This is a genomic window from Rhizobium sp. rho-13.1 (genome assembly GCF_007000305.1).
GTDB classification, from domain to species: domain Bacteria; phylum Pseudomonadota; class Alphaproteobacteria; order Rhizobiales; family Rhizobiaceae; genus Rhizobium; species Rhizobium rhododendri.
In genome coordinates, this window is record NZ_SCFL01000001.1 from 438,901 (window position 1) to 459,405 (window position 20,505).

18 protein-coding genes are annotated in these 20,505 nt (G+C 60.7%); 7 read left to right on the plus strand and 11 right to left on the minus strand.

The features are described 5' to 3' along the window. Positions 1-24: 24 nt before the first annotated feature. Positions 25-387 (plus strand): glycine cleavage system protein GcvH, encoded by a 363-nt coding sequence (gcvH, locus tag EQW76_RS02380; RefSeq protein WP_142822779.1) that lies wholly within the window; start codon positions 25-27, stop codon positions 385-387. Beyond that, positions 387-3,251, plus strand: coding sequence for an aminomethyl-transferring glycine dehydrogenase (gene gcvP, locus EQW76_RS02385; protein WP_142822781.1), 2,865 nt, complete (start codon positions 387-389; stop codon positions 3,249-3,251). The genes gcvH and gcvP overlap by 1 nt, the downstream gene beginning before the upstream one ends. A 36-nt stretch (positions 3,252-3,287) precedes the next feature. Here the strand turns inward: gcvP and EQW76_RS02390 are convergent, their stop codons facing one another. After that, a complete protein-coding gene (locus EQW76_RS02390; RefSeq protein WP_142822782.1) occupies positions 3,288-3,911 on the minus strand; it encodes a LysE family transporter in 624 nt (207 codons plus the stop codon). 95 nt (positions 3,912-4,006) lie between these two features. Beyond that, positions 4,007-4,399 carry a Fe-S cluster assembly scaffold SufA gene (sufA, locus tag EQW76_RS02395; RefSeq protein WP_142822784.1) on the minus strand — a complete coding sequence of 131 codons (393 nt, stop codon included), beginning with the start codon at positions 4,397-4,399 and terminating at the stop codon, positions 4,007-4,009. A 190-nt stretch (positions 4,400-4,589) separates the two neighbouring features. Between sufA and EQW76_RS02400 the strand changes: the two genes are divergently transcribed. Continuing rightward, a complete protein-coding gene (locus tag EQW76_RS02400) occupies positions 4,590-4,895 on the plus strand; it encodes a type II toxin-antitoxin system RelE/ParE family toxin (protein WP_142822785.1) in 306 nt (101 codons plus the stop codon). After that, positions 4,892-5,194, plus strand: a complete 303-nt coding sequence (locus EQW76_RS02405; protein WP_142822787.1) for an addiction module antidote protein — start codon at positions 4,892-4,894, stop codon at positions 5,192-5,194. Before EQW76_RS02400 ends, EQW76_RS02405 begins: the two co-directional genes overlap by 4 nt. Here the strand turns inward: EQW76_RS02405 and EQW76_RS02410 are convergent, their stop codons facing one another. The 6 genes from EQW76_RS02410 to EQW76_RS02440 form a co-directional block, all read right to left on the minus strand. Beyond that, positions 5,195-5,575 carry an SUF system Fe-S cluster assembly protein gene (locus EQW76_RS02410; protein WP_142822788.1) on the minus strand — a complete coding sequence of 127 codons (381 nt, stop codon included), beginning with the start codon at positions 5,573-5,575 and terminating at the stop codon, positions 5,195-5,197. 114 nt (positions 5,576-5,689) lie between these two features. After that, the gene (locus EQW76_RS02420; RefSeq protein WP_142822791.1) at positions 5,690-6,931 is read right to left on the minus strand and encodes a cysteine desulfurase; all 1,242 of its coding nucleotides are present in this window, start codon (positions 6,929-6,931) and stop codon (positions 5,690-5,692) included. Between the two features lie 12 nt (positions 6,932-6,943). Next, positions 6,944-8,218, minus strand: a complete 1,275-nt coding sequence (gene sufD, locus EQW76_RS02425; RefSeq protein ID WP_142822793.1) for a Fe-S cluster assembly protein SufD — start codon at positions 8,216-8,218, stop codon at positions 6,944-6,946. Positions 8,219-8,240: 22 nt separating this feature from the next. Further along, a complete protein-coding gene (sufC, locus tag EQW76_RS02430) occupies positions 8,241-8,996 on the minus strand; it encodes a Fe-S cluster assembly ATPase SufC (RefSeq protein ID WP_142822795.1) in 756 nt (251 codons plus the stop codon). A gap of 281 nt (positions 8,997-9,277) precedes the next feature. Next, positions 9,278-10,747 carry a Fe-S cluster assembly protein SufB gene (gene sufB, locus EQW76_RS02435; protein WP_142822796.1) on the minus strand — a complete coding sequence of 490 codons (1,470 nt, stop codon included), beginning with the start codon at positions 10,745-10,747 and terminating at the stop codon, positions 9,278-9,280. Positions 10,748-10,895: 148 nt separating this feature from the next. Next, the gene (locus tag EQW76_RS02440) at positions 10,896-12,062 is read right to left on the minus strand and encodes a cysteine desulfurase family protein (protein WP_142822798.1); all 1,167 of its coding nucleotides are present in this window, start codon (positions 12,060-12,062) and stop codon (positions 10,896-10,898) included. Positions 12,063-12,282: 220 nt separating this feature from the next. Here EQW76_RS02440 and EQW76_RS02445 point away from each other — a divergent pair, with 220 nt between their 5' ends. Then, a complete protein-coding gene (locus EQW76_RS02445; protein WP_111221903.1) occupies positions 12,283-12,960 on the plus strand; it encodes an alpha/beta hydrolase in 678 nt (225 codons plus the stop codon). A gap of 87 nt (positions 12,961-13,047) precedes the next feature. On the opposite strand, the gene EQW76_RS02450 is transcribed toward EQW76_RS02445, so the two are convergent. Both EQW76_RS02450 and EQW76_RS02455 read right to left on the minus strand, forming a co-directional pair. Further along, entirely contained in the window at positions 13,048-13,725 is a 678-nt protein-coding gene (locus tag EQW76_RS02450) for a hypothetical protein (protein WP_142822800.1), read from the minus strand. Between the two features lie 171 nt (positions 13,726-13,896). After that, positions 13,897-15,021, minus strand: a complete 1,125-nt coding sequence (locus EQW76_RS02455; RefSeq protein ID WP_142822801.1) for an anhydro-N-acetylmuramic acid kinase — start codon at positions 15,019-15,021, stop codon at positions 13,897-13,899. Between the two features lie 162 nt (positions 15,022-15,183). Between EQW76_RS02455 and tyrS the strand changes: the two genes are divergently transcribed. Continuing rightward, positions 15,184-16,440, plus strand: coding sequence for a tyrosine--tRNA ligase (gene tyrS, locus EQW76_RS02460; RefSeq protein WP_142822803.1), 1,257 nt, complete (start codon positions 15,184-15,186; stop codon positions 16,438-16,440). 54 nt (positions 16,441-16,494) lie between these two features. Here the strand turns inward: tyrS and EQW76_RS02465 are convergent, their stop codons facing one another. Then, positions 16,495-19,926 carry an AsmA-like C-terminal region-containing protein gene (locus EQW76_RS02465; RefSeq protein WP_202617101.1) on the minus strand — a complete coding sequence of 1,144 codons (3,432 nt, stop codon included), beginning with the start codon at positions 19,924-19,926 and terminating at the stop codon, positions 16,495-16,497. Between the two features lie 104 nt (positions 19,927-20,030). Here EQW76_RS02465 and EQW76_RS02470 point away from each other — a divergent pair, with 104 nt between their 5' ends. Next, positions 20,031-20,498, plus strand: coding sequence for a peroxiredoxin (locus EQW76_RS02470; RefSeq protein WP_142822804.1), 468 nt, complete (start codon positions 20,031-20,033; stop codon positions 20,496-20,498). The last annotated feature ends 7 nt before the right edge of the window (positions 20,499-20,505 follow it).

Genomic DNA, 20,505 nt, shown 5'->3' on the forward strand with positions numbered 1-20,505 from the left:
CGGTTCCCCAGAGAGGATATTTCCATGTTGAAGTTCACCGAAGAGCACGAATGGCTGAGCATCGAAGGCGGCATCGCCACGGTCGGCATTACGACCTACGCCGTCGACCAGCTTGGTGACCTCGTTTTCGTCGAACTGCCGGAGATCGGCGCCACTCTGACGAAGGCAGGCAATGCTGCGACGGTCGAGAGCGTCAAGGCCGCCTCCGACGTCTACTCCCCGCTCGATGGTGAAATCACCGAAGTCAACGAAGCGATCGTAGCAGATCCATCGCTGGTCAACTCCGACCCGATGGGCAAGGGCTGGTTCTTCAAGCTGAAGCTCGCCAATGCCTCCGATGTCGACACGCTGCTGGACGAAGCCGCATACAAGGAGCTCACCGCCTGATGAATACGCCGACCGAGTTTACCTTTACGGACTACCAGCCGTATGATTTCGCCAACCGCCGTCACATCGGTCCTTCGCCCGAGGAAATGGCGGCGATGCTGAAGGTCGTCGGCTACAAGAGCCTCGATGCGCTGATCGACGCCACCGTGCCGCCAGCGATCCGCCAGACGTCGCCGCTCGCCTGGGGGCCAGCGATGACCGAACGCGAGGCGCTCGACAAGCTGCGCGAGACCGCCAACAAGAACAAGCTGCTCGTCTCGCTGATCGGCCAGGGCTACTACGGCACGATCACTCCGCCTGTGATCCAGCGGACCATTTTGGAGAACCCCGCCTGGTACACGGCCTACACGCCTTATCAGCCGGAAATCAGCCAGGGCCGCCTGGAGGCGCTGCTGAACTACCAGACCATGATCACGGATCTGACCGGCCTCGACGTTGCCAACGCCTCGCTTCTGGATGAGGCCACAGCGGCCGCCGAAGCCATGGCGATGGCCGAGCGCGTGTCGAAATCGAAGGCCAAGGCATTCTTCGTCGATGCCGCCTGCCACCCGCAGACAATCGCACTGATCGAGACCCGCGCCGAGCCGCTGGGCTGGCAGGTTATCATCGGCAATCCCTTCACCGATCTCGACCCGGTCGATGTGTTCGGCGCCATCTTCCAGTACCCCGGCACCCATGGCCACATCCACGATTTCACCGGCCTGATCTCCAGATTGCACCAGACCGGTGCGATTGCCGTTGTCGCCGCCGACATCCTGGCCCTGACGCTGCTGAAGTCCCCCGGCGAAATGGGTGCAGATATCGCCATTGGTTCGTCGCAACGGTTCGGCGTACCTGTCGGCTACGGCGGCCCACACGCCGCCTACATGGCGGTCAAGGATGTCCACAAGCGCTCGATGCCCGGCCGGCTGGTCGGCGTCTCGCTCGACGCCCGCGGCAACCGCGCCTACCGCCTGTCGCTGCAGACGCGCGAACAGCATATCCGCCGCGAAAAGGCGACTTCCAACATCTGCACCGCCCAGGTGCTGCTCGCCGTCATGGCCTCGATGTACGCGGTCTTCCACGGTCCCCAGGGCATCAAGGCAATCGCCCAGCAGGTGCACCAGAAGGCCGTGCTGATGGCCAAGGGTCTCGAAAAGCTCGGCTACACCATCGAGCCAGAGACCTTCTTCGACACCATCACCGTCGATGTCGGTCACATGCAGGCGCTGATCCTGCGCGCCGCTGTCGCGGAGGGGGTCAACCTGCGGAAGATCGGCGAAACCCGGATCGGCATGAGCCTCGACGAGCGGACCCGCCCGGCAACGCTGGAAGCCGTCTGGCGTGCCTTCGGCGGCACGTTCGAGCTCGCGGACTTCGCTCCGGAATATCGCCTGCCGAAGGACCTTTTGCGCACCAGCCCCTACCTCACGCATCCGATCTTCCACATGAACCGCGCAGAAAGCGAAATGACCCGCTATATCCGGCGGCTGTCGGACCGGGACCTGGCGCTCGACCGTTCGATGATCCCGCTCGGCTCCTGCACGATGAAGCTGAACGCCACGGCCGAGATGCTGCCGATCAGCTGGCCGGAATTTGCCGATATCCACCCCTTCGTGCCCGACGACCAGGCGCTCGGCTATCGCGCCATGCTCGATGACCTCACCGAAAAGCTCTGCGCCGTCACCGGCTACGACGCCTTCTCGATGCAGCCGAATTCCGGGGCTCAAGGGGAATATGCCGGTCTCCTGACTATCCGCAACTACCACCGTGCCAACGGCGACGATCACCGCGACGTCTGCCTGATCCCCACCTCTGCCCACGGCACCAATCCGGCCTCGGCACAGATGGCCGGCATGAAGGTGGTGATCGTCAAGGTCGGTGACGACGGCGATATCGACATGGACGATTTCCGCACCAAGGCAGAGCAGCATGCGGCAAATCTCTCCTGCTGCATGATCACCTATCCCTCGACCCACGGCGTGTTCGAGGAGACGGTGAAGGAGATCTGCGAACTCGTCCACAAGCACGGTGGCCAGGTCTATCTCGACGGCGCCAACATGAACGCCATGGTCGGCCTGTCCCGACCCGGCGATATCGGTTCCGACGTCAGTCACCTGAACCTGCACAAGACCTTCTGCATCCCGCATGGCGGTGGCGGTCCCGGCATGGGCCCGATCGGCGTCAAGGCGCATCTGGCAGCCTACCTGCCCGGCCACCCGCAGACGGACGGTCGCCCCGGCGCCGTCTCGGCAGCAGCCTTCGGGTCTGCCTCGATCTTGCCGATCTCCTGGAGCTACTGCCTGATGATGGGCGGCGAAGGACTGACGCAGGCAACCAAGGTGGCAATCCTCAACGCCAACTACATCGCGGCCCGGCTGAAGGACGCCTATCCGGTGCTCTACACATCGAAGGCCGGTCGCGTGGCGCATGAGTGCATCATCGACACGCGTCCCTTGGTCGACAGCGCCGGTGTTACCGTCGACGATGTCGCCAAGCGCCTGATCGACTGCGGTTTCCATGCGCCGACAATGAGCTGGCCGGTGGCTGGCACCCTGATGATCGAGCCGACCGAATCGGAAACTAAGGCTGAACTCGACCGCTTCTGTGCAGCCATGCTCGCCGTCCGCGACGAGGCCCGCGCAATCGAGGACGGCCGGATGGACAGGACGAACAACCCGTTGAAAAATGCGCCGCACACGGTCGAAGACCTCGTCGGCGAATGGAATCGCCCCTACTCCCGCGACCAGGCCTGCTATCCGCCTGGCGCCTTCCGCGTGGACAAATACTGGTCACCGGTCAACCGCGTCGATAACGTCTACGGCGACCGCAACCTCATCTGCACATGCCCGCCCGTCGAGGACTACGCCGAAGCGGCAGAGTAAAGACAGAATGGCTCCGGATCGAACCGGGGCCATTTTTCATGCGAAGAACTTGTAGGTCGCAACGCAAAGCGCCAGAGCACCGAAGCCGATCAGCAGGTAGGCCGAGACCCGCCCGACCTTGTCGGCAAACTGGTCCGACAGCCGGTCGCGCGCCAGACGAACCGCGCCGCTGAGGAACAGCCACCAGGCGACCGAGCCCGTAAACGCTCCCCCGACGATAAACGCTGCACTCGCAGCACTGCTCTCATGAGCAAGACCGAAGGCTGCAAAAAGTGCGCCGAAGGAAATGATCGTCGCCGGATTGGAAATGGTCAGGAAGAATGTCGCGACGGTCGTTCGAAAAAGATCGGCGGCGCCGATATCCGCAGCCGCGATGGGGTCGCGGCCGAGGCTCTTGTAGCCGAGCCAGATCAGCAGCAGCCCGCCACAGAATGCCAGCGGCAAAGCGATCTTCGCGAGCACGTCAGCAAATATAGCCAGCCCGCCAACGGCAACCAGGGCGTAGCTCGCATCGCCGAGCGCCGTCCCGAGACCCAGTGCAGCGCCGGCCCAGAAACCGCGTTCCAGCGTGCGGTTGATGCACAAGGTACCAATCGGCCCCGGTGGCGCGGTGATGATGATCCCGAGCAGCGCGCCCTTCAGAAACAGTATCAGCCACATGCTACATCACCGGTCCTGCCGGCAGCAGCGAACGGAGCACGAAAAGCAAAGGCCGCCCGAGACGGCGGCCTTTGTCCAACGGCGGCGATAAGAGATCAAATGGCTGCAACAGACGCCTCGCGCTGGGAGGCGAGCGCTGCGAGATCCGCAGGCTTGAGTTCGACCGATTCGCCACAGCCGCAGGCGGAGGTCTGGTTGGGATTGGTAAAGGTGAAGCCGGAGCGCAGCGTCGTCGTTTCGAAACCCATCTCGGTTCCGAGCAGGTAAAGTACAGCGGACGGCTCGATCCAGACCTTGGCCCCGTCGCGCTCGATCAGATCGTCCTTGGGATTGGCTTCGGTCACCATGTCGATGGTGTATTCCATCCCGGCGCAGCCACCCTTCTTGATGCCGACGCGAACGCCCTTGGCATCCGGCCCGGAATTCCCGACGATCGCCTTGACGCGATCTGCCGCGCTTTCGGTCATGGTCATAACTGCAAAGCCCATCGGCCTAGTCTCCTGTGGCAACCGGGTTCAAGGCCCGGTGCTTCGTCGCATCAATTTAAGCCGAGCGGCTTAAGGCTTCAATAGCAATCTCGATACAATCGGCAGCCGCACACGAGGCGGCCAGTAATTCGTTGCGCCCAGCCCTGAACTCTGTAACTGTACAATATGCACTCTATGGAGTACATTTCCTGTGTTCGTTATCCAGCGCACCGAAATCTTCCAGCAGTGGATTATGCGACTGAAGGATCGTAGCGCCGCCGCTCGCATTGCATCGCGCATTTTGCGCGCGGAAGACGGTAACCTGCGTGACGTCAAACCTGTCGGAGATGGCGTCGAGGAAATGCGTATCGACTACGGGCCGGGCTACAGGATCTATTTCCTCAGACGGCGCTCGGTGTTTGTCGTTCTTCTCGTCGGCGGCGACAAGAGCACGCAGCGAAGAGACATCATCGAAGCAAAGCGCCTTTGTGCCGAATGGAAGGAGCGGAACCAATGACCTCAGACACCAGACTTTTCGACGCTTCCGAGGTTCTCGACAGCGAGAGTGCAATCGATGAATTTCTCGCTGCGGCATTCGAAACCGAGGACCCGGCATTTATCGCCAAAAGTCTTGGGGTGATTGCCAAAACCCGAAACATGAGCGCGATCGCCCGAGATGTTGGAATGAGCCGTGCTGCCCTCTACAAATCGTTGAGCGGCAAAGGCAATCCGGAATTTGCGACCATTATAAAGGTTATGAAGGCACTTGGCCTCGGCCTGGCTCCTGTCTCTCGGTCTAACCAGGGCGCTGCCTGATCAGTACCAGCCGACGGAAACCTGCGCTTCTTCCGACATCCGGGCCGGCGTCCATGGCGGGTCGAAGGTCATACCGACCTCGACGCCGGAAATGCCTTCCACCGCACCCACGGCGTTCTCGACCCAGCCGGGCATTTCGCCGGCAACCGGGCAGCCGGGAGCGGTTAGAGTCATCATGATCTTCACCATCCGGTCGTCCTCGATGTCGATCTTGTAGATCAGGCCGAGTTCGAAGATATCAGCCGGGATTTCCGGATCGTAAACCGTCTTCAGGGCCGCAATAACATCATCGCTCAGGCGCGCCAGCTCGTCGGCCGGAATGCTGGAGTGGACGATGCCTTCGCGCACGTCGGTCGTCTGTTCGCTGTTATCCAGGTTCATCTCGGGCACTCCTTAGAGCAGTTCCGGCAAATGTACGTAGCGGCTTTACATCCGGAAATGCGTAAAAACAGAGAGATAGAGCACTTCTGTGTATAGATGAACGGCAGAAATGCTCTAGGCAAAGAATTTTCGTGCATGATCGAGCGCATCGGCAAGTGCGTCGACTTCTGCGCGGGTATTGTACATGCCGAACGATGCACGGCATGTGGAGGTGACGCCAAAACGTTTCAAGAGCGGCTGGGCACAATGGGTCCCTGCCCTGACGGCGACGCCCTGTCGGTCGATCACCATCGATACGTCGTGAGCATGGATGCCGGCCAGTTCGAACGAGAAGATAGCTCCCTTGCCGGGCGCGTTGCCGAAGATGCGCAGCGAATTGATGGCGCGCAGGCGTTCGGATGCATAGGCGGTCAGATCGGCCTCATGGCGGGCAATGGCTTCGCGTCCGATGCTGTCCATGTAATCAAGCGCGTAGCCGAGCCCGATTGCCTGGACGATCGGCGGGGTGCCTGCCTCGAAACGGTGGGGCGGGTCGTTATAGGTCACCGCCTCCTCGCCGACGTCGACGATCATCTCGCCGCCACCCTGGAAAGGCCGCATCTCGCGCAGGCGCGACTGCTTGCCGTAAAGCACGCCGATACCGGAGGGGCCGTAGAGCTTGTGACCGGTCACCACGTACCAGTCACAATCCATATCCTGCACGTCGACCGGCAGATGCACCGCACCCTGGCTGCCGTCGACAATCACAGGGATGCCGCGCGCGTGTGCAATCCGGCAGATTTCCTTGACCGGCAGGACAGTACCGAGTGCGTTCGACATATGGGTGACGGCGACAAACTTGGTGCGCTCGGTCAGGCTTTTCTCGAAATCCTCGATATGAAACGCACCCTCGTCGTCTACCGGCACCCAGACCAGCTTGGCGCCCTGCCGCTCGCGGATGAAGTGCCACGGCACGATGTTCGAGTGATGCTCCAGGATCGTCAGCACGATCTCGTCGCCTTCACCGATATGCGGCATTCCCCAGCCATAGGCGACAGTGTTGATCGCCTCGGTGGCATTTTTGGTGAAGACGATATCGTCGATACCGGGGGCATTCAGAAACCGTCGCACTTTTTCACGCGACGCCTCGTAGGCCTCCGTAGCGGCATTCGAGAGGTAGTGGAGCCCGCGATGGACGTTGGCATATTCGTTGGAATAGGCATTCGAAATGGCATCGATCACCACCTGCGGTTTTTGCGCCGAGGCACCGTTGTCGAGATAGACGAGCGGCTTGCCGTAGACCTCTTTCGACAGGATCGGAAAATCCCGTCTGATGGCCTCGACGTCATAAGTGGTGGCAGTGGTGATCTTGTCCATCATAGGATCCAATCAGGCGTGCTTTTCGAGCCAGGTCGAGATGATGCCCTTCAGCGCCCCGACCAGGGCTTCGTTTTCAAGTTCCTCGACCACCTCGATGACGAAGGCGCTGACGAGCATCGCCCGTGCCTTGCTGGCGGGAATACCGCGGGCCATCAGGTAGTAGAGATGGGTGTCGTTGATATCGATGACGGTCGCGCCGTGGCCGCACTGAACGTCGTCGGCAAAGATCTCCAGCTCCGGTTTTGCCGAGAAATCACCATCGTCCGACAGCAAAAGCGTGTTGCACGACATCTTGGCATCGGTCTTCTGGGCATCAAGAGCAACACGGATCATGCCCTGGAAGACGCCGCGAGCCCTGTCGAAAACAACGTTGCGGATGATTTCCTTAGACGTCGTATTCGGCACGTTATGGCCGAGCGTCATGGTGACGTCCGTATGGGTCTCTCCGCCGAGGAGGTTGACGCCGCGCAGCTGCAGGTCCGCACCCTCGCCTGTGACAGCGATGTGCAGCTCCTGGCGCACAAGCTTGCCGCCGGCATTGACGACGAACAGCGTGAGCTTTGCGTCCTTGCCGAGATCAATGCGGATTTGGCCAAGATGGGTATCTTCCGTGCCCTGCTCCTGCAGGATGACCCAGGTAACCTCGGCGCCTTCGCCGATGCGGACTTCGCTGACGGCCGAGACAAGCGCAGCATCTGCGGTCACCGCACGGTGACGTTCGATCAATGTGACACTGGAGCGGGCACCGAATGTCACCGGCAGGCGGCTGTGCATCTGTCCACCGGCATGGATAAACTGGATTTCAAGCGGCGACTCGAGTTTCGTATCCGCCGCAATGTCAACGACATAGCCGTCGCGCACAAAACTGCCGTTGATACGGCCGATGGCATCGTCCCTATCGAGCGCATCGAGACCAGCGGTCGCACTGCCGTCGATCAGACTATCGGCATAGGACTGCACGGTCACGCCGGCAGGCGCCGAGAGGGTGCCGCTCAGACCTTGGGAGACAGTCAGCACCGCCGAACCAGGCACAAGCGGTTCTAGCTCCTCGACGCGGCCGGACGTCGCTGCCTCCGGTACCGAGCGCAAGAGGTTTTTCAGATCGGTGTAATGCCACGCCTCGACGCGGCGCGTCGGCAGGCCGGCAGTCTTCAGCTCGTCCAGCAACCGGTCGCGCAGCGCGAAAACGTCGCCATTGCCCGGCAGTTCGCCGAGTTGCGTGTTGTAGGCCTCGATCAGCGCCAATTCGGCTGCCGTCAGGCGGGTCGTCGTCTGCATGTTCATGGACGTCGTCCTTTCCGCCCTATCAGGCTGCAGCGCCAATGATATCGGCGTAGCCATTGGCTTCGAGATCGTGGGCCAGCGTCTTGTCGCCGGTCTTGATGATCTGGCCCTTGTAGAGAACATGGACCGTGTCAGGTACGATGTAATCCAGCAAGCGCTGGTAGTGGGTGATGACGATAGTGGCGCGATCCGGCGACCGCAGCGCGTTGACGCCATCGGCAACGATCTTCAGGGCGTCGATGTCGAGGCCCGAATCCGTCTCGTCGAGGATGCAGAGTTTGGGCTGCAGCAGCGCCATCTGAAGGATCTCGGCGCGCTTCTTCTCGCCGCCGGAAAAGCCGACATTGAGCGGACGCTTCAGCATCGCGGTATCAATTTGAAGCTTGGCTGCAGATTCCTTGACAAGGCGCATGAAATCCGGCGTCTTGAGTTCTTCCTCGCCGCGCGCCTTGCGCTGTTCGTTCATCGCCACCTTGAGGAACTGCATGGTGGCCACGCCCGGGATCTCGACCGGATACTGGAAGGCAAGGAAGATACCCTTCGACGCACGTTCGGCAGCGTCGAGTTCCAGGATACTTTCCCCGTTATAAAGGATCTCGCCCTCGGTGACTTCATAGTCGCTGCGACCGGAGAGGATGTAGGACAGCGTCGACTTGCCGGAGCCGTTCGGACCCATGATGGCAGCGACTTCGCCGGCCTTCACCGTCAGGTTGAGGCCACGAATGATCTCGGTGCCGTCTTCGGCGATGCGGGCGTGGAGGTTTCTGATTTCAAGCATGTCTGTAATCCATCTTCAAAGTTTGCGTTGCGCGCTTTGTAGCGCTGCAGTCAGAATTTACGCACGCTCAGGGTGCCAGGACCTTAAGCAGCAGAACAATCAGCCGGAAGAAAAAGCTGGCCAAAAAAAGCCAAATATCCGCTCCGAGCAATGCGTCGACGACGACCGAGAACCGTCCCATCCGATCCGCAAGGTAACGATACTTGCGGGGTGGGGCCTTGGCTGCAGAGCGGTGGTCGGTGAACGACTGCCCTGGGTTTCCCGGCCGCGTCGCTTTCATATCAACCCACACTGCCCTCAAGCGAAATCGAGATCAGCTTCTGCGCTTCGATCGCAAATTCCATCGGCAGTTCCTGCAGGACTTCCTTGACGAAGCCGTTGACGATCAGGGCGATGGCCTCTTCGGTCGGGATACCGCGCTGCAGGCAGTAGAACAGCTGGTCCTCGGAGATCTTCGAGGTCGTCGCTTCATGCTCGAACTGCGCCGAGGAATTCTTCGCCTCGATATAGGGCACGGTGTGCGCGCCGCAGCGGTCGCCGATCAGAAGCGAGTCGCACTGGGTGAAGTTTCGGGCGTTGGTCGCCTTGCGATGGGCCGAAACCTGGCCACGGTAGGTGTTCTGCGAGACGCCGGCAGCAATGCCCTTGGAGACGATGCGGCTCGACGTGTTCTTGCCGAGATGGATCATCTTGGTGCCGCTGTCGATCTGCTGGTGACCGTTGGAGACCGCAATCGAATAGAACTCGCCACGGCTGTCATCGCCGCGCAGGATGCATGACGGATACTTCCAGGTGATGGCGGAACCTGTCTCGACCTGCGTCCAGGAGATCTTGGAGCGTGCGCCGCGGCAATCGCCGCGCTTGGTGACGAAGTTGTAGATGCCGCCCTTGCCGTCCTTGTCGCCCGGATACCAGTTCTGCACGGTCGAATATTTGATCTGCGCATCGTCCAGCGCCACCAGCTCGACGACAGCCGCATGCAGCTGGTTTTCGTCGCGCTGCGGTGCGGTGCAGCCTTCGAGGTAGGACACATAGGCCCCCTCTTCGGCAATGATCAGCGTCCGCTCGAACTGGCCGGTGCCCTTCTCGTTGATGCGGAAATAGGTCGACAGCTCCATCGGGCAGCGAACGCCCTTCGGAATGAACACGAACGAGCCGTCTGTGAATACCGCCGCGTTGAGCGTCGCATAATAGTTGTCGGTGGTCGGCACAACTGTGCCGAGATACTGCTTGATGAGATCCGGATGCTCGCGAATGGCCTCCGAGATCGACATGAAGATCACGCCGGCCTTCTTTAGCTCTTCCTTGAACGTCGTCACCACCGAGACGCTGTCGAACACAGCATCGACGGCGATCCGCGAAGTCTGGACACCGGCAAGGATTTCCTGCTCGCGCAAAGGGATACCAAGCTTCTCGTAGACCTTCAGCAGCTCAGGATCGACGTCGTCGATAGACTTCGGTCCCGGCGTGCTCTTCGGCGCGGCGTAATAGTAGATGTCATTGAAATCGATCTTCGGATAGTCGACGCGGGCCCATGTCGGCTCCTCCATCGTCAACCAGCGACGATAGGCATCGAGACGCCATTCGAGCATCCATTCCGGTTCCTGCTTCTTGGCAGAAATGAAATGGATAATCTCTTCGGAAAGGCCCTTGGGTGCCTTGTCCATTTCGATGATGGTCTCGAAACCATACTTGTATTGGTCCACATCAATCAGGCGCACCTGATCGATCGTTTCCTGGACGGCAGCCATGTCGTTCTCCAATCTCGCCGGATACAAGGTCCGGCAGCTTGTCAACGGTTTAGCAAATTTGCATTTGCCACTATGTAGGTGGCCAATGGGATTTTTTCACCCCGATTGGCAAGCGTAAACTTGCGTTTCCGCAAAATTCAAAATGCGGTCAAGCCGCAACCCCGGAAAGCCTTCGCCTCCCGGCAATTTTCGCAAACGCTGCGAGCACCCGGTCGATGTCGTCATTTTTCGTGTCGAAACCAAGCGATATACGCAATGCGCCGAGACGTGGATCGCGACCCATCGCCACCAGCACGTGGCTCTCGCCCAGCTTGCCCGCCGAGCAGGCAGAGCCCGCCGAGAGCGCAACGCCCTCGAGATCGAAGGCAATCTGCCCGGTTTCAGCCTTCAGCCCGGGCAGCGTGAAGAATGTCGTGTTCGGCACACGCGGCTGGCCCTCGCCGTGAATGATCACGTCATCAGCCGCATCGCGCATGCCTCCCTCCAGTCGGTCGCGCAATGCCAGAACGGCCGCATTTCGCGACTGGAACTCAGCGGTGGCCGCAGCAGCGGCCGCACCGAAGCCGATCACCGCCAGCGAATTTTCCGTCCCCGACCTGTGACCCTTCTCCTGGCCACCGCCATGGATCAGCGGCTTTGGCATCATGATCTCCCCGCGCGACACGAGCGCCCCGGCGCCCTTGGGACCGCCGATCTTGTGCGAAGAGACGATCATAAAATCCGCGCCGATCTCGTTGATGTCGGTCTTCACCCGACCGACACCCTGGACAGCATCGACGACGAAGATGCCGCCATGGCGGCGCACAATCTCTGCTGCCGCCCGGACCGGCTGAAGGATGCCCGTCTCGTTATTGGCGAGCATGATTGCGACCATCGGCAGGCCTTGTGCCTTGTCATGGCCGGAGAGCATGGTCTCCAGCGCGACGAGATCGACAACGCCATCGAACGTCACCGGAATTTCGCTGACGCGGTCCTTTGCAAACCGCCCGCCTTCGCGCAATGCCGGATGCTCGATAGCCGAGACGTAGAGGTGGCCAACGGCGAGCGGCGTGCGGCCCATGCGAAACTCGGGCGTCAGCACCATGTTGGCTGCCTCGGTGGCGCCGCTGGTGAAAATCACATGCGCCGGGTCAGCACCTGTCAGGACAGCCACGTCGCGTCTGGCGGCCTCGATGGCAGCGCGCGTGGCGCGGCCTTCGCCATGAACAGAGTTGGGGTTGCCGAAAAGATCGAGTCCACGCAGCATCGCCTCCCGCGCCGCCGGATGGAGCGGGGCGGTGGCATTCCAGTCAAGATAGAGGCGTGATGCCGCCATGACCTGCTTTTCCTGCCTCAGCGATGCGGATTACCGGCGCCGGCTCATTTTTCTTGTAATTGCCGGCGGGCTTGCCTTATGACACCTCCACAACGCGTGGAAGATCATGCAGAGTTTCGAATTGTTCTAAACTGCGTTCTAGAAAAGATGAGCGCGTTCGTCAAGTCAACTTGCTGCCTAATGCATCTTGTCAACGCCGAAAATCAGGTACGGAGTATCGATGCCCGAAGTCATTTTCAACGGCCCCGCTGGCCGCCTTGAGGGCCGCTATCAGCCATCCAAGGAAAAAAGCGCACCGATCGCTCTCGTCCTTCATCCGCATCCGCAGTTTGGCGGAACGATGAACAACCAGATCGTCTACCAGCTGTTCTACATGTTCCAGAAGCGCGGTTTCACCACCTTGCGCTTCAATTTCCGCAGCATTGGCCGCAGCCAGGGCGAATTCGACCACGGCGGCGGCGAACTGTCGGATGCAGCCTCGGCGCTCGACTGGGTACAGAGCCTGCACCCCGATTCGAAAAGCTGCTGGATCGCCGGCTATTCCTTCGGTTCGTGGATCGGTATGCAGCTTCTGATGCGCCGCCCGGAAATCGAAGGCTTCATGTCGATTGCGCCGCAGCCGAACACCTATGATTTCTCCTTCCTCGCCCCCTGCCCGTCGTCCGGCCTGATCATAAACGGCGATGCCGACAAGGTAGCCCCGGAGAAGGATGTCAACGTGCTGGTCGACAAGCTGAAGTCGCAGAAGGGCATCCTAATCACCCACAAGGTCGTGCCGGGCGCCAACCACTTCTTCAGTGGCCAGGTCGATACGCTGATGGGCGAATGCGAGGACTACCTCGATCGGCGCCTCAACGGTGAACTGGTGCCGGAACCGGCCGCCAAGCGCATCCGCTGAACTTAGACAGCCGGAATTTTCAGAGCCGCCGAAGCAATTCGGCGGCTTTGTTCGTTTGTCGATGGCGACCGATTGAGCTCCCGGAACCTAGCGACCGATCGTCGGCCACGGGAATGAAAGCACTTCGCGCGTGTAGGTCTCCACCACGACACTGAACGGAACGCCATCCCCACGGGTCAGAAACGCGCGGTGCTGGAGGACAAACTCAGGTATGGAGAGGTCGCCGCTGGTCGAAGGCGGGAGCACACCTCCCATGTCCCAATCGGCTGGCAGCGGTTGCCAGAGCAGTTCGGCTGAAACCGTGTGCCTTTGAAAATGCAGATCCTGCACCGCGCGTCCGAACGCTGTATCAGTCGTTTCCAGAACGTGATTCATGCTCTCCGTCAGACGCGATGGAACGTACCAGTTGTCGGCTTCGGACAGGATATGGTCGCCGCACATCAGCTTGACCCGGCGATACTTGACCGGCTCGGTATCGGTCACGCCCAGGAGTTTGCGGACCCCTGCATCGGCCGGCTTTTCAGCCCCCGGCTCGAGATGCGCGACAACTTTCGGCGTTGGCGCAAGCTTGTGGGTGGCGCACCAGCGATCGAGCGTCAGCGTGGCGCTGTCATGGCTGAGCAGATCTGCGTTCAGCGCGTTGACGATGGCCAGTGCCGTGAGGCGACCGACGGCGGTGTCGGGCGGACCGGGCTGGTCTGCCGATGCCGTGCCGGTGAGCAAAAGGCCAAGGGCCAGGGTGGATAAAGAGAACCGGGTTTTCATATTTATGCCTCGCATATACGCCTTGCCGCGGTGTGATTGCTACAATCCGCGTCAAAACCTTACTACCGCTTGCGCTATGGCAATCCGATGACACACCGATTTCCCGTTTCATTTTCATGTGCTTAGACGCTGAGAAAATGGTGGAGAACTGTCATGCCGCACGCCATGCGATTACCCGTGGCGTACCAGTATACCACCGGTCACCGGGACGCTGACACCCGTGGTTCCCGGATAGGTCAGCGGCAATCCCTCCAGCGAGCGGACCGCGAGATAGGCCCAGGCTTCCGCCTCCATGCTGCCACCATCGAAGCCGGCCGCTTCAGCAGCAACGACGCGGGCGCCTTGCTCTTCCGCCAGTTCGGAAAACTCGGCCATGATTACCGGGTTCAGCCGACCGCCACCGCAGACGACATAGGTTTTCGGCGGCTGCGGCAGATAGCCCGCGAGCTTCAGGATGGACGCAGCAGTGACATGCGCCAGGGTCCGCGCGCCATCGGCAAGCGAGACTTCACCCTTGACCGGCGGCAGGAAGTCGCTGCGGTCGAGAGACCGGCGCATGTTGGCGGAAAAGAACGGGCTGTCGAGATAGCGGCGCACCAGCGGCGGAGACACCGTGCCCCTGGCGGCGGTCTCGCCATTGCGATCGTAGGCCTTGCCGGTATGGGCCTCGATCCACTGGTCGATCAGCATGTTGCCGGGACCGCTGTCGCAGGCGGAAAGCGCGCCATCCTCGGCAACGTAGGTGAGGTTGGAAATACCACCGATGTTGACGAACACCACCGGTACTGCGAGTTCCGGCGGCAGGTTGGCCGACAGCGCCGCATGGTAGATCGGGATCAGCGGCGCGCCTTGTCCGCCCGCTACCATGTCGTTGGCACGCATGTCGTAGACGACATCGATGCCAGTCTCCGCAGCCAGCAGCGGCCCGTCGCCGATCTGCACCGTCAGCCCCTCGTCCGGGCGATGCAGCACGGTCTGGCCGTGAAAGCCTATGACGTCGACGTCGGCGGGCGACAGGCCGTTGCGCATCAGGAAGGATTTGACGGCCGCCGCATGGCAGAGCGTCAGCGCCTGTTCGGCAGCACCGAGATCGCCCGGCCGTTCGCGCCGATCCTGGATTACCTTGGCCGTCTCCAGTGCTTTTTTCCAGCGGCCGCGCAGTTCGTCGTCGTACGGAATATAGAGGCTCGCCCCGCGCTCCACGACGTCTCGTCCGTCGGTGCGCAGCAAGGCGATATCGATCCCGTCCATCGACGTGCCACTCATCAGCCCGATTGCCGTTCTTGTCTTCGTCATGAACCCTCGCAAAACCTGAACCCTCGCAAAACAGCCCGCGCAAAACATTGCCGCCGCAATAGTGCACTTTCGCGAAAACAGTGCTAAACGCGCCGCGACGGTTCAACAACAGCGATTTTGCCCCTTTGCACGCCTAGGGCGGCGCATTCGAGAGACCCTATCATGGCCGAATTCAAATCCGATTTCCTGCACACTCTTCAAGAGCGCGGCTTCATCCACCAGGTTTCAGATGAGGCCGGCCTGGATACGCTGTTCGCCAAGGAAACCGTCACGGCCTATATCGGGTTCGATCCGACAGCCCCAAGCCTGCATGCTGGATCGCTGATCCAGATCATGATGCTGCATTGGCTGCAGGCCACCGGCCATCGCGCAATCTCGCTGATGGGGGGCGGCACCGGCATGGTCGGCGACCCCTCCTTCAAGGAAGAGTCGCGCCAGTTGATGACGGTCGACACCATCGAAGGTAACATCGCCTCGATCAAGCAAGTGTTCTCCAACTACCTCAACTACGGCAACGGCAACAACGATGCCTTGATGATCAACAATGCCGAATGGCTGCGGTCGCTGAACTACCTCGAATTCTTGCGCGATGTCGGCCGGCATTTCTCGGTCAATCGCATGCTCGCCTTCGACAGCGTCAAGACCCGGCTGGAGCGCGAGCAGTCGCTGTCGTTCCTCGAGTTCAACTACATGATCCTGCAGGCCTACGACTTCGTCGAGCTGGCCAAGCGCTACGACTGCCGGCTGCAGATGGGCGGCTCCGATCAATGGGGCAATATCGTCAACGGCATCGATCTCGGTCACCGCATGGGGACACCGCAGCTCTACGCCCTGACCTCGCCGCTGCTGACGACATCGTCGGGCGCAAAGATGGGCAAGTCGGCGAATGGTGCGATCTGGCTCAATGCCGACATGCTGTCGGCCTACGATTTCTGGCAGTACTGGCGCAACACCGAGGATGCCGACGTCGCACGCTTCCTGAAACTCTACACGACCCTGCCGATGGACGAGGTTTCCCGCCTCGCCACACTCGGCGGCGCTGAGCTAAACGACGTCAAGAAGATCCTTGCAACCGAGGTGACCGCCCTTCTGCACGGCCGCGCCGCTGCCGAACAGGCGGCCGAAACGGCGCGCAAAACCTTCGAGGAAGGCGGCATCGCCGAGAACCTGCCATCGATCGACGTGCCCTCGGCAGATCTGGAGGCTGGCATCGGCCTGTTGTCGCTGATCGTACGCGCGGGCCTTGCAACATCCAACGGCGAAGCACGCCGGCATGTCCAGGGTGGCGCTGTACGCATCAATGATCAGCAGGTTACCGACGAGCGCCAGGCGATCGGCACCGGTAACGTGACTGCCGATGGCATCATCAAGCTCTCTCTCGGCAAGAAGAAGCACATGCTGATCCGCCCGCAGGGCTGAGGCACTAAAATCATCGCGATCAGGCCGGCCATCGTGCCGGCCTTTTTGTCTCCGCTAGAATTCGAAAATCTGCCGGAAGATGCCGGGGGCGATGACCGAGAGCGGGTTGATCACCAGGTTGGGCGAATCGAATGGGCCCGTCAGTTTGAAGGTGATGCCGATCAGGCCGCGGTCGGTACCGTTGCCAAGCAGGAAGCCGACGATCGGCACCTCGGCAAACAGCCGGTTCAAGCCGTAGGCGGGCATGAACGTGCCGGTCATGTCGGTGTTGCCCTTGGCATCCTTGATCGTTCCTTGGAACGTCGCCCCCACCTGGTCGCCGCGCACGACGCCGTTCTCGACGGACACCACACCCTTGCGGATGGACAGGTGCGCAAAACCACGCTGGAAATTCTGCGCGCTGGTGTCGATATCGTGCTTGACGGCGGAGTTCAGGCTTTCGCCGTCCCGTCCCGCCGGCGTCGTGACGATGGATTGCAGCTTCTTCTCGTTGACGATGGAAAAACGCCTGATATCGATGGACCCGTCCCAGCTGTCGTCGCCGTCGGCGCGAAGGTTGAGATTGAGCAAGCCGCCTTTCAGGTGGCCGTAGACATCGACGAACCGTGCCACCGAGCCGGCGTCGCTGCTGGTGACATGGAACGTGCCACTCTGCCCGCCCTTTGTCATCTCCGTGACAACAGCCTGCCCGGTCCGGGTGACGCCGGAGAAGTCGGCCTGCGTCGCCTTGCCGTTGTTAAGCGCATAGACAAGGCTGACATTCCTGATCGTCTCGTCGTTGAAGCCGATGATCTTGTCGAGCTTGGCACGGATCGTCGCATCCGTCTTGTCGCTACCGCCGGCGTCGCCCTTGCTCGGCGCCTTCAATCGCGCCAGGATCGGCCTGATATCGGCGGCGTTGCCATCCACCCTCACGTCGTACGCGCCCTTTGTGCGCTTGATCGACAAGGCGAAATCGTCAACCGACGATAGCTTGATGCTCGAGAAGTCGGCGGATGACAATCCGGATTTGCCCACCTGGATGGAGCCGGTAGCCCCGAAGCCATCACCCTTTAGCGTGAAGTTCTTCAACGATGGCTGGTCGGCCGGCCCCGATGCCTCGAACTCGGCATTGGCAGCAATACCGCTTCCCTTCGACCAGCCGATCCAGGGCACGGTGAGCGCTGCCTTGGTCAGGTCGATCTTGATGTCCTGCCGGTTTTCATCGATCCGCGTGACCTTCACCTTCAGCGGCCCGTCGACGAAATCGGAGAGCCCCGGGAGGATGGTCTCCCGCTGCTGATTGGAAAGCGTCACGTCGACAACGCGCTCACGCTTGATGGACGATCCCTTTTCCGTTGGCTCGACCATATCGATTTGCGCCGGGATGCCGTCGATAAGCGCGTCTGCGGCGAGATGCACCTCCTGCGGATCGGCATCGATGGTACCGTCGACATTGGTGATCTTGCGACCGTCGAAGGCCTTCAGGACGTCGACCTTGTGGAGCTGCAGGCTGGCCTTCCAGACTGGTGGCGGCGGGTCCTGATCGTTGATCAGGCCAAGCGTCGCCTCGACATCCGCGTCGATCTTGCCGCTGAAATCCTCGGGCTTGAACTCGGTGCGCTGCAATACGCTCAAGGGTTTGAAGCTCAGCAACTCACCAACCGCGTCGCCATTGCCGGAAAGCGCCAGCTTCATCTTCGCGGTCAGCGGCTTGTCGTAAACCGCAGGAATGGAAAAGGTGCTCGGACCGACTGCGACCTGTCGGCCAGACGGAAAATACGACGTACCCTTGACGATATCGACAGAAATAACCGGACCCTTGAGGTCGAAGTGACCCGTCATGTCGCGGATAGGCGGAATTTCACCGGGCACGTTGAGGCGCGAACCGTTGATATCGAAAGCCAGATGGATCTCGTTTTCGTCCAGCCGCAGATTACCGGTTGCCGCCGCCTGGGCAAGCCGCCCGCCGGGAATGAACAGTGAAATCGTGGCGTTGCTCATGGCCCCGCCGAACAGGTTGCCCTGTACCCAGGTGCGCGCTTTAGGCGACATCCAGAAAGGCCACAGCTGTTTGACGGCAGCGGCCTGCAGCTGCTCCGCCTGGGCGCCGAAGCTGATTTCCGGCGAACCCGGCGCAATGCGCAGCCGCAAGGAACCAAACAGCGATCCCATCGGCGTGGTGATGCCGATGGTGTCGAGTTTCAGCTCCTTGTCGGCCGTCATGTAGCGGCCATTGGCATGGCCATCGAAGCTGAGCGGAGCTTCACCGGCTTCAGAAGTCGCTGCCGTCGCGTTGGCGATCCGGAAATCGACGCCAAAACCCTTGGCAGCGGTCGGATCGACCCGGTCGAGGTCGATAACCGAACCGAAAAACGGCACGACCGTCGATTGGAACGTCGCCAGCGACTTGTTGATCTCGAGCGCCTGGCGATCCGAATTGTAGCTGAGATTGATATCCGCGCCGGAAATCTCCTGCGCATCGCGGTCCATATAGAGCGTGCCGGGCAGCACCTTGATGGCGGCTGTCAGCTTGGGATCGACACCCGATGCGCCACGGGTAGACGACAGCGAGACGTCCGCAAAGCCGGTAATCCCCTGCCGCGGCGTCCCGTTCGAATCGTAAGCCATCGACAGCGGCACCAGATCGAGGTGGCGGATCACGGCCGTCATCGACGACGGCCGATCGGCCTCCTGGGTGGCATTCACATCCAGCGACGCCACTGAGCCGTCGATCGATAGCTGGCCTTTCAAGCGCAGCGTGTTGGGCGTCGGACGTGAAAACGCCAGCTGGTCGATCACCAGCGAAATCGGCGTGCCACCGTCCTGTCTTGCGAGCTTTACGGCAAGGCCGGATATCTCGACGGCATCCGTACCGCCGCGTTCAACGAAATGCTGCAGGAAATCGAGATTGGAGAATGCCGATTCCAGCGCGGTCGGGATGCTGTCTACCCGGAGATTGGCGACATCGATAGGCTCGCTCTGCGGCAGCAGCGCGGTGTCGAGAGCTATACCCTTGGCCCGGACTGTTGCGATTGCGATTCGGCCCTGAACGAGCGCAAACGGATCGAGAACCATGCGCACGGCGCCCATGGTCGAGAGGTGCTTCCCGGTTTCCTGGTCGACGACATTGACGTCGCTCGCCTCGAGCGCGAGTTGCATGTCGGAGGTGAACCGCAGCACCGTCGAGCCGACCTCGGCCTTGTAGCGCGGTCCGATGGCGTTATCGAGGGCAGCCTGGGCCTTGACCGAGAGCGGTTCGTCGAAGATCCCGCTCTCGATGCTGGCGATGACGACACCGGCGATCAGCACGATAAAGATGGCGAAAACGCCGGTTATGCGGGTCGCATGCCAGACATGTCCACGGCGGCGACGGCGGCGGCGCGGGCTATTGACGATAATCGGATCGTCGACCTGCGAGGACGGCATTTGATCGAGCGGAACCAGATCCTTCTTGCGGAATTTCAACTTTTCGCCCCGGATCAATCCACCGCGTCCTTCTGTCATGCGTTTTTACAGTTGACGGTCCGCAAGAGCGGCGCCAAGCACATTTCACTATATCGGCATAGTCGGTATAGTCATCAAAATCCCGGCAAAAGAAAGGTTTTCCCATGACAGAACTCAGTGTCGGCGCAAATGCGCCCGCTTTCGATCTTCCACGTGACGGGGGCGGAAACGTCTCCCTTGCAGCGTTTCAGGGCAAGCCTGTCGTACTGTTCTTCTACCCTAAGGACGACACGTCGGGATGCACCACCGAATCAGTGAACTTCACTGGTCTCGCATCGGAATTCGAGAAAGCCGGTGCAGTGGTAATTGGCATGTCGCCGGATTCCGTCAAGAGCCACGACAAGTTCGTAAAGAAACATTCCCTTGGCGTCATCCTCGCTGCCGACGAGGAAAAATCCACGCTGGAAGCCTATGGCGTCTGGAAGGAAAAGAGCATGTACGGCAAGAAATACATGGGCGTCGAGCGCACCACCGTGCTGATTGGTGCAGATGGCCGAATCGTCAGGATCTGGGAGAAGGTCAAGGTGCCCGGTCACGCCGAGGAGGTCCTGGAGGCCGTCCGTGCGCTCTGAGCGCGAC

Coding starts and splice junctions, on each gene's coding strand:
- EQW76_RS02440 (WP_142822798.1), bottom strand. CDS start 12,062: ATGGCGGCATCACGCCTCTATCTTGACTGGAATGCCACCGCCCCGCTC.
- sufB (WP_142822796.1), bottom strand. CDS start 10,747: ATGGCTGCCGTCCAGGAAACGATCGATCAGGTGCGCCTGATTGATGTG.
- EQW76_RS02405 (WP_142822787.1), top strand. CDS start 4,892: ATGACCTCAGACACCAGACTTTTCGACGCTTCCGAGGTTCTCGACAGC.
- EQW76_RS02455 (WP_142822801.1), bottom strand. CDS start 15,021: ATGACGAAGACAAGAACGGCAATCGGGCTGATGAGTGGCACGTCGATG.
- sufD (WP_142822793.1), bottom strand. CDS start 8,218: ATGAACATGCAGACGACGACCCGCCTGACGGCAGCCGAATTGGCGCTG.
- EQW76_RS02410 (WP_142822788.1), bottom strand. CDS start 5,575: ATGAACCTGGATAACAGCGAACAGACGACCGACGTGCGCGAAGGCATC.
- gcvH (WP_142822779.1), top strand. CDS start 25: ATGTTGAAGTTCACCGAAGAGCACGAATGGCTGAGCATCGAAGGCGGC.
- EQW76_RS02470 (WP_142822804.1), top strand. CDS start 20,031: ATGACAGAACTCAGTGTCGGCGCAAATGCGCCCGCTTTCGATCTTCCA.
- EQW76_RS02450 (WP_142822800.1), bottom strand. CDS start 13,725: ATGAAAACCCGGTTCTCTTTATCCACCCTGGCCCTTGGCCTTTTGCTC.
- sufA (WP_142822784.1), bottom strand. CDS start 4,399: ATGGGCTTTGCAGTTATGACCATGACCGAAAGCGCGGCAGATCGCGTC.
- EQW76_RS02390 (WP_142822782.1), bottom strand. CDS start 3,911: ATGTGGCTGATACTGTTTCTGAAGGGCGCGCTGCTCGGGATCATCATC.
- gcvP (WP_142822781.1), top strand. CDS start 387: ATGAATACGCCGACCGAGTTTACCTTTACGGACTACCAGCCGTATGAT.
- EQW76_RS02420 (WP_142822791.1), bottom strand. CDS start 6,931: ATGGACAAGATCACCACTGCCACCACTTATGACGTCGAGGCCATCAGA.
- EQW76_RS02465 (WP_202617101.1), bottom strand. CDS start 19,926: ATGACAGAAGGACGCGGTGGATTGATCCGGGGCGAAAAGTTGAAATTC.
- sufC (WP_142822795.1), bottom strand. CDS start 8,996: ATGCTTGAAATCAGAAACCTCCACGCCCGCATCGCCGAAGACGGCACC.
- tyrS (WP_142822803.1), top strand. CDS start 15,184: ATGGCCGAATTCAAATCCGATTTCCTGCACACTCTTCAAGAGCGCGGC.
- EQW76_RS02445 (WP_111221903.1), top strand. CDS start 12,283: ATGCCCGAAGTCATTTTCAACGGCCCCGCTGGCCGCCTTGAGGGCCGC.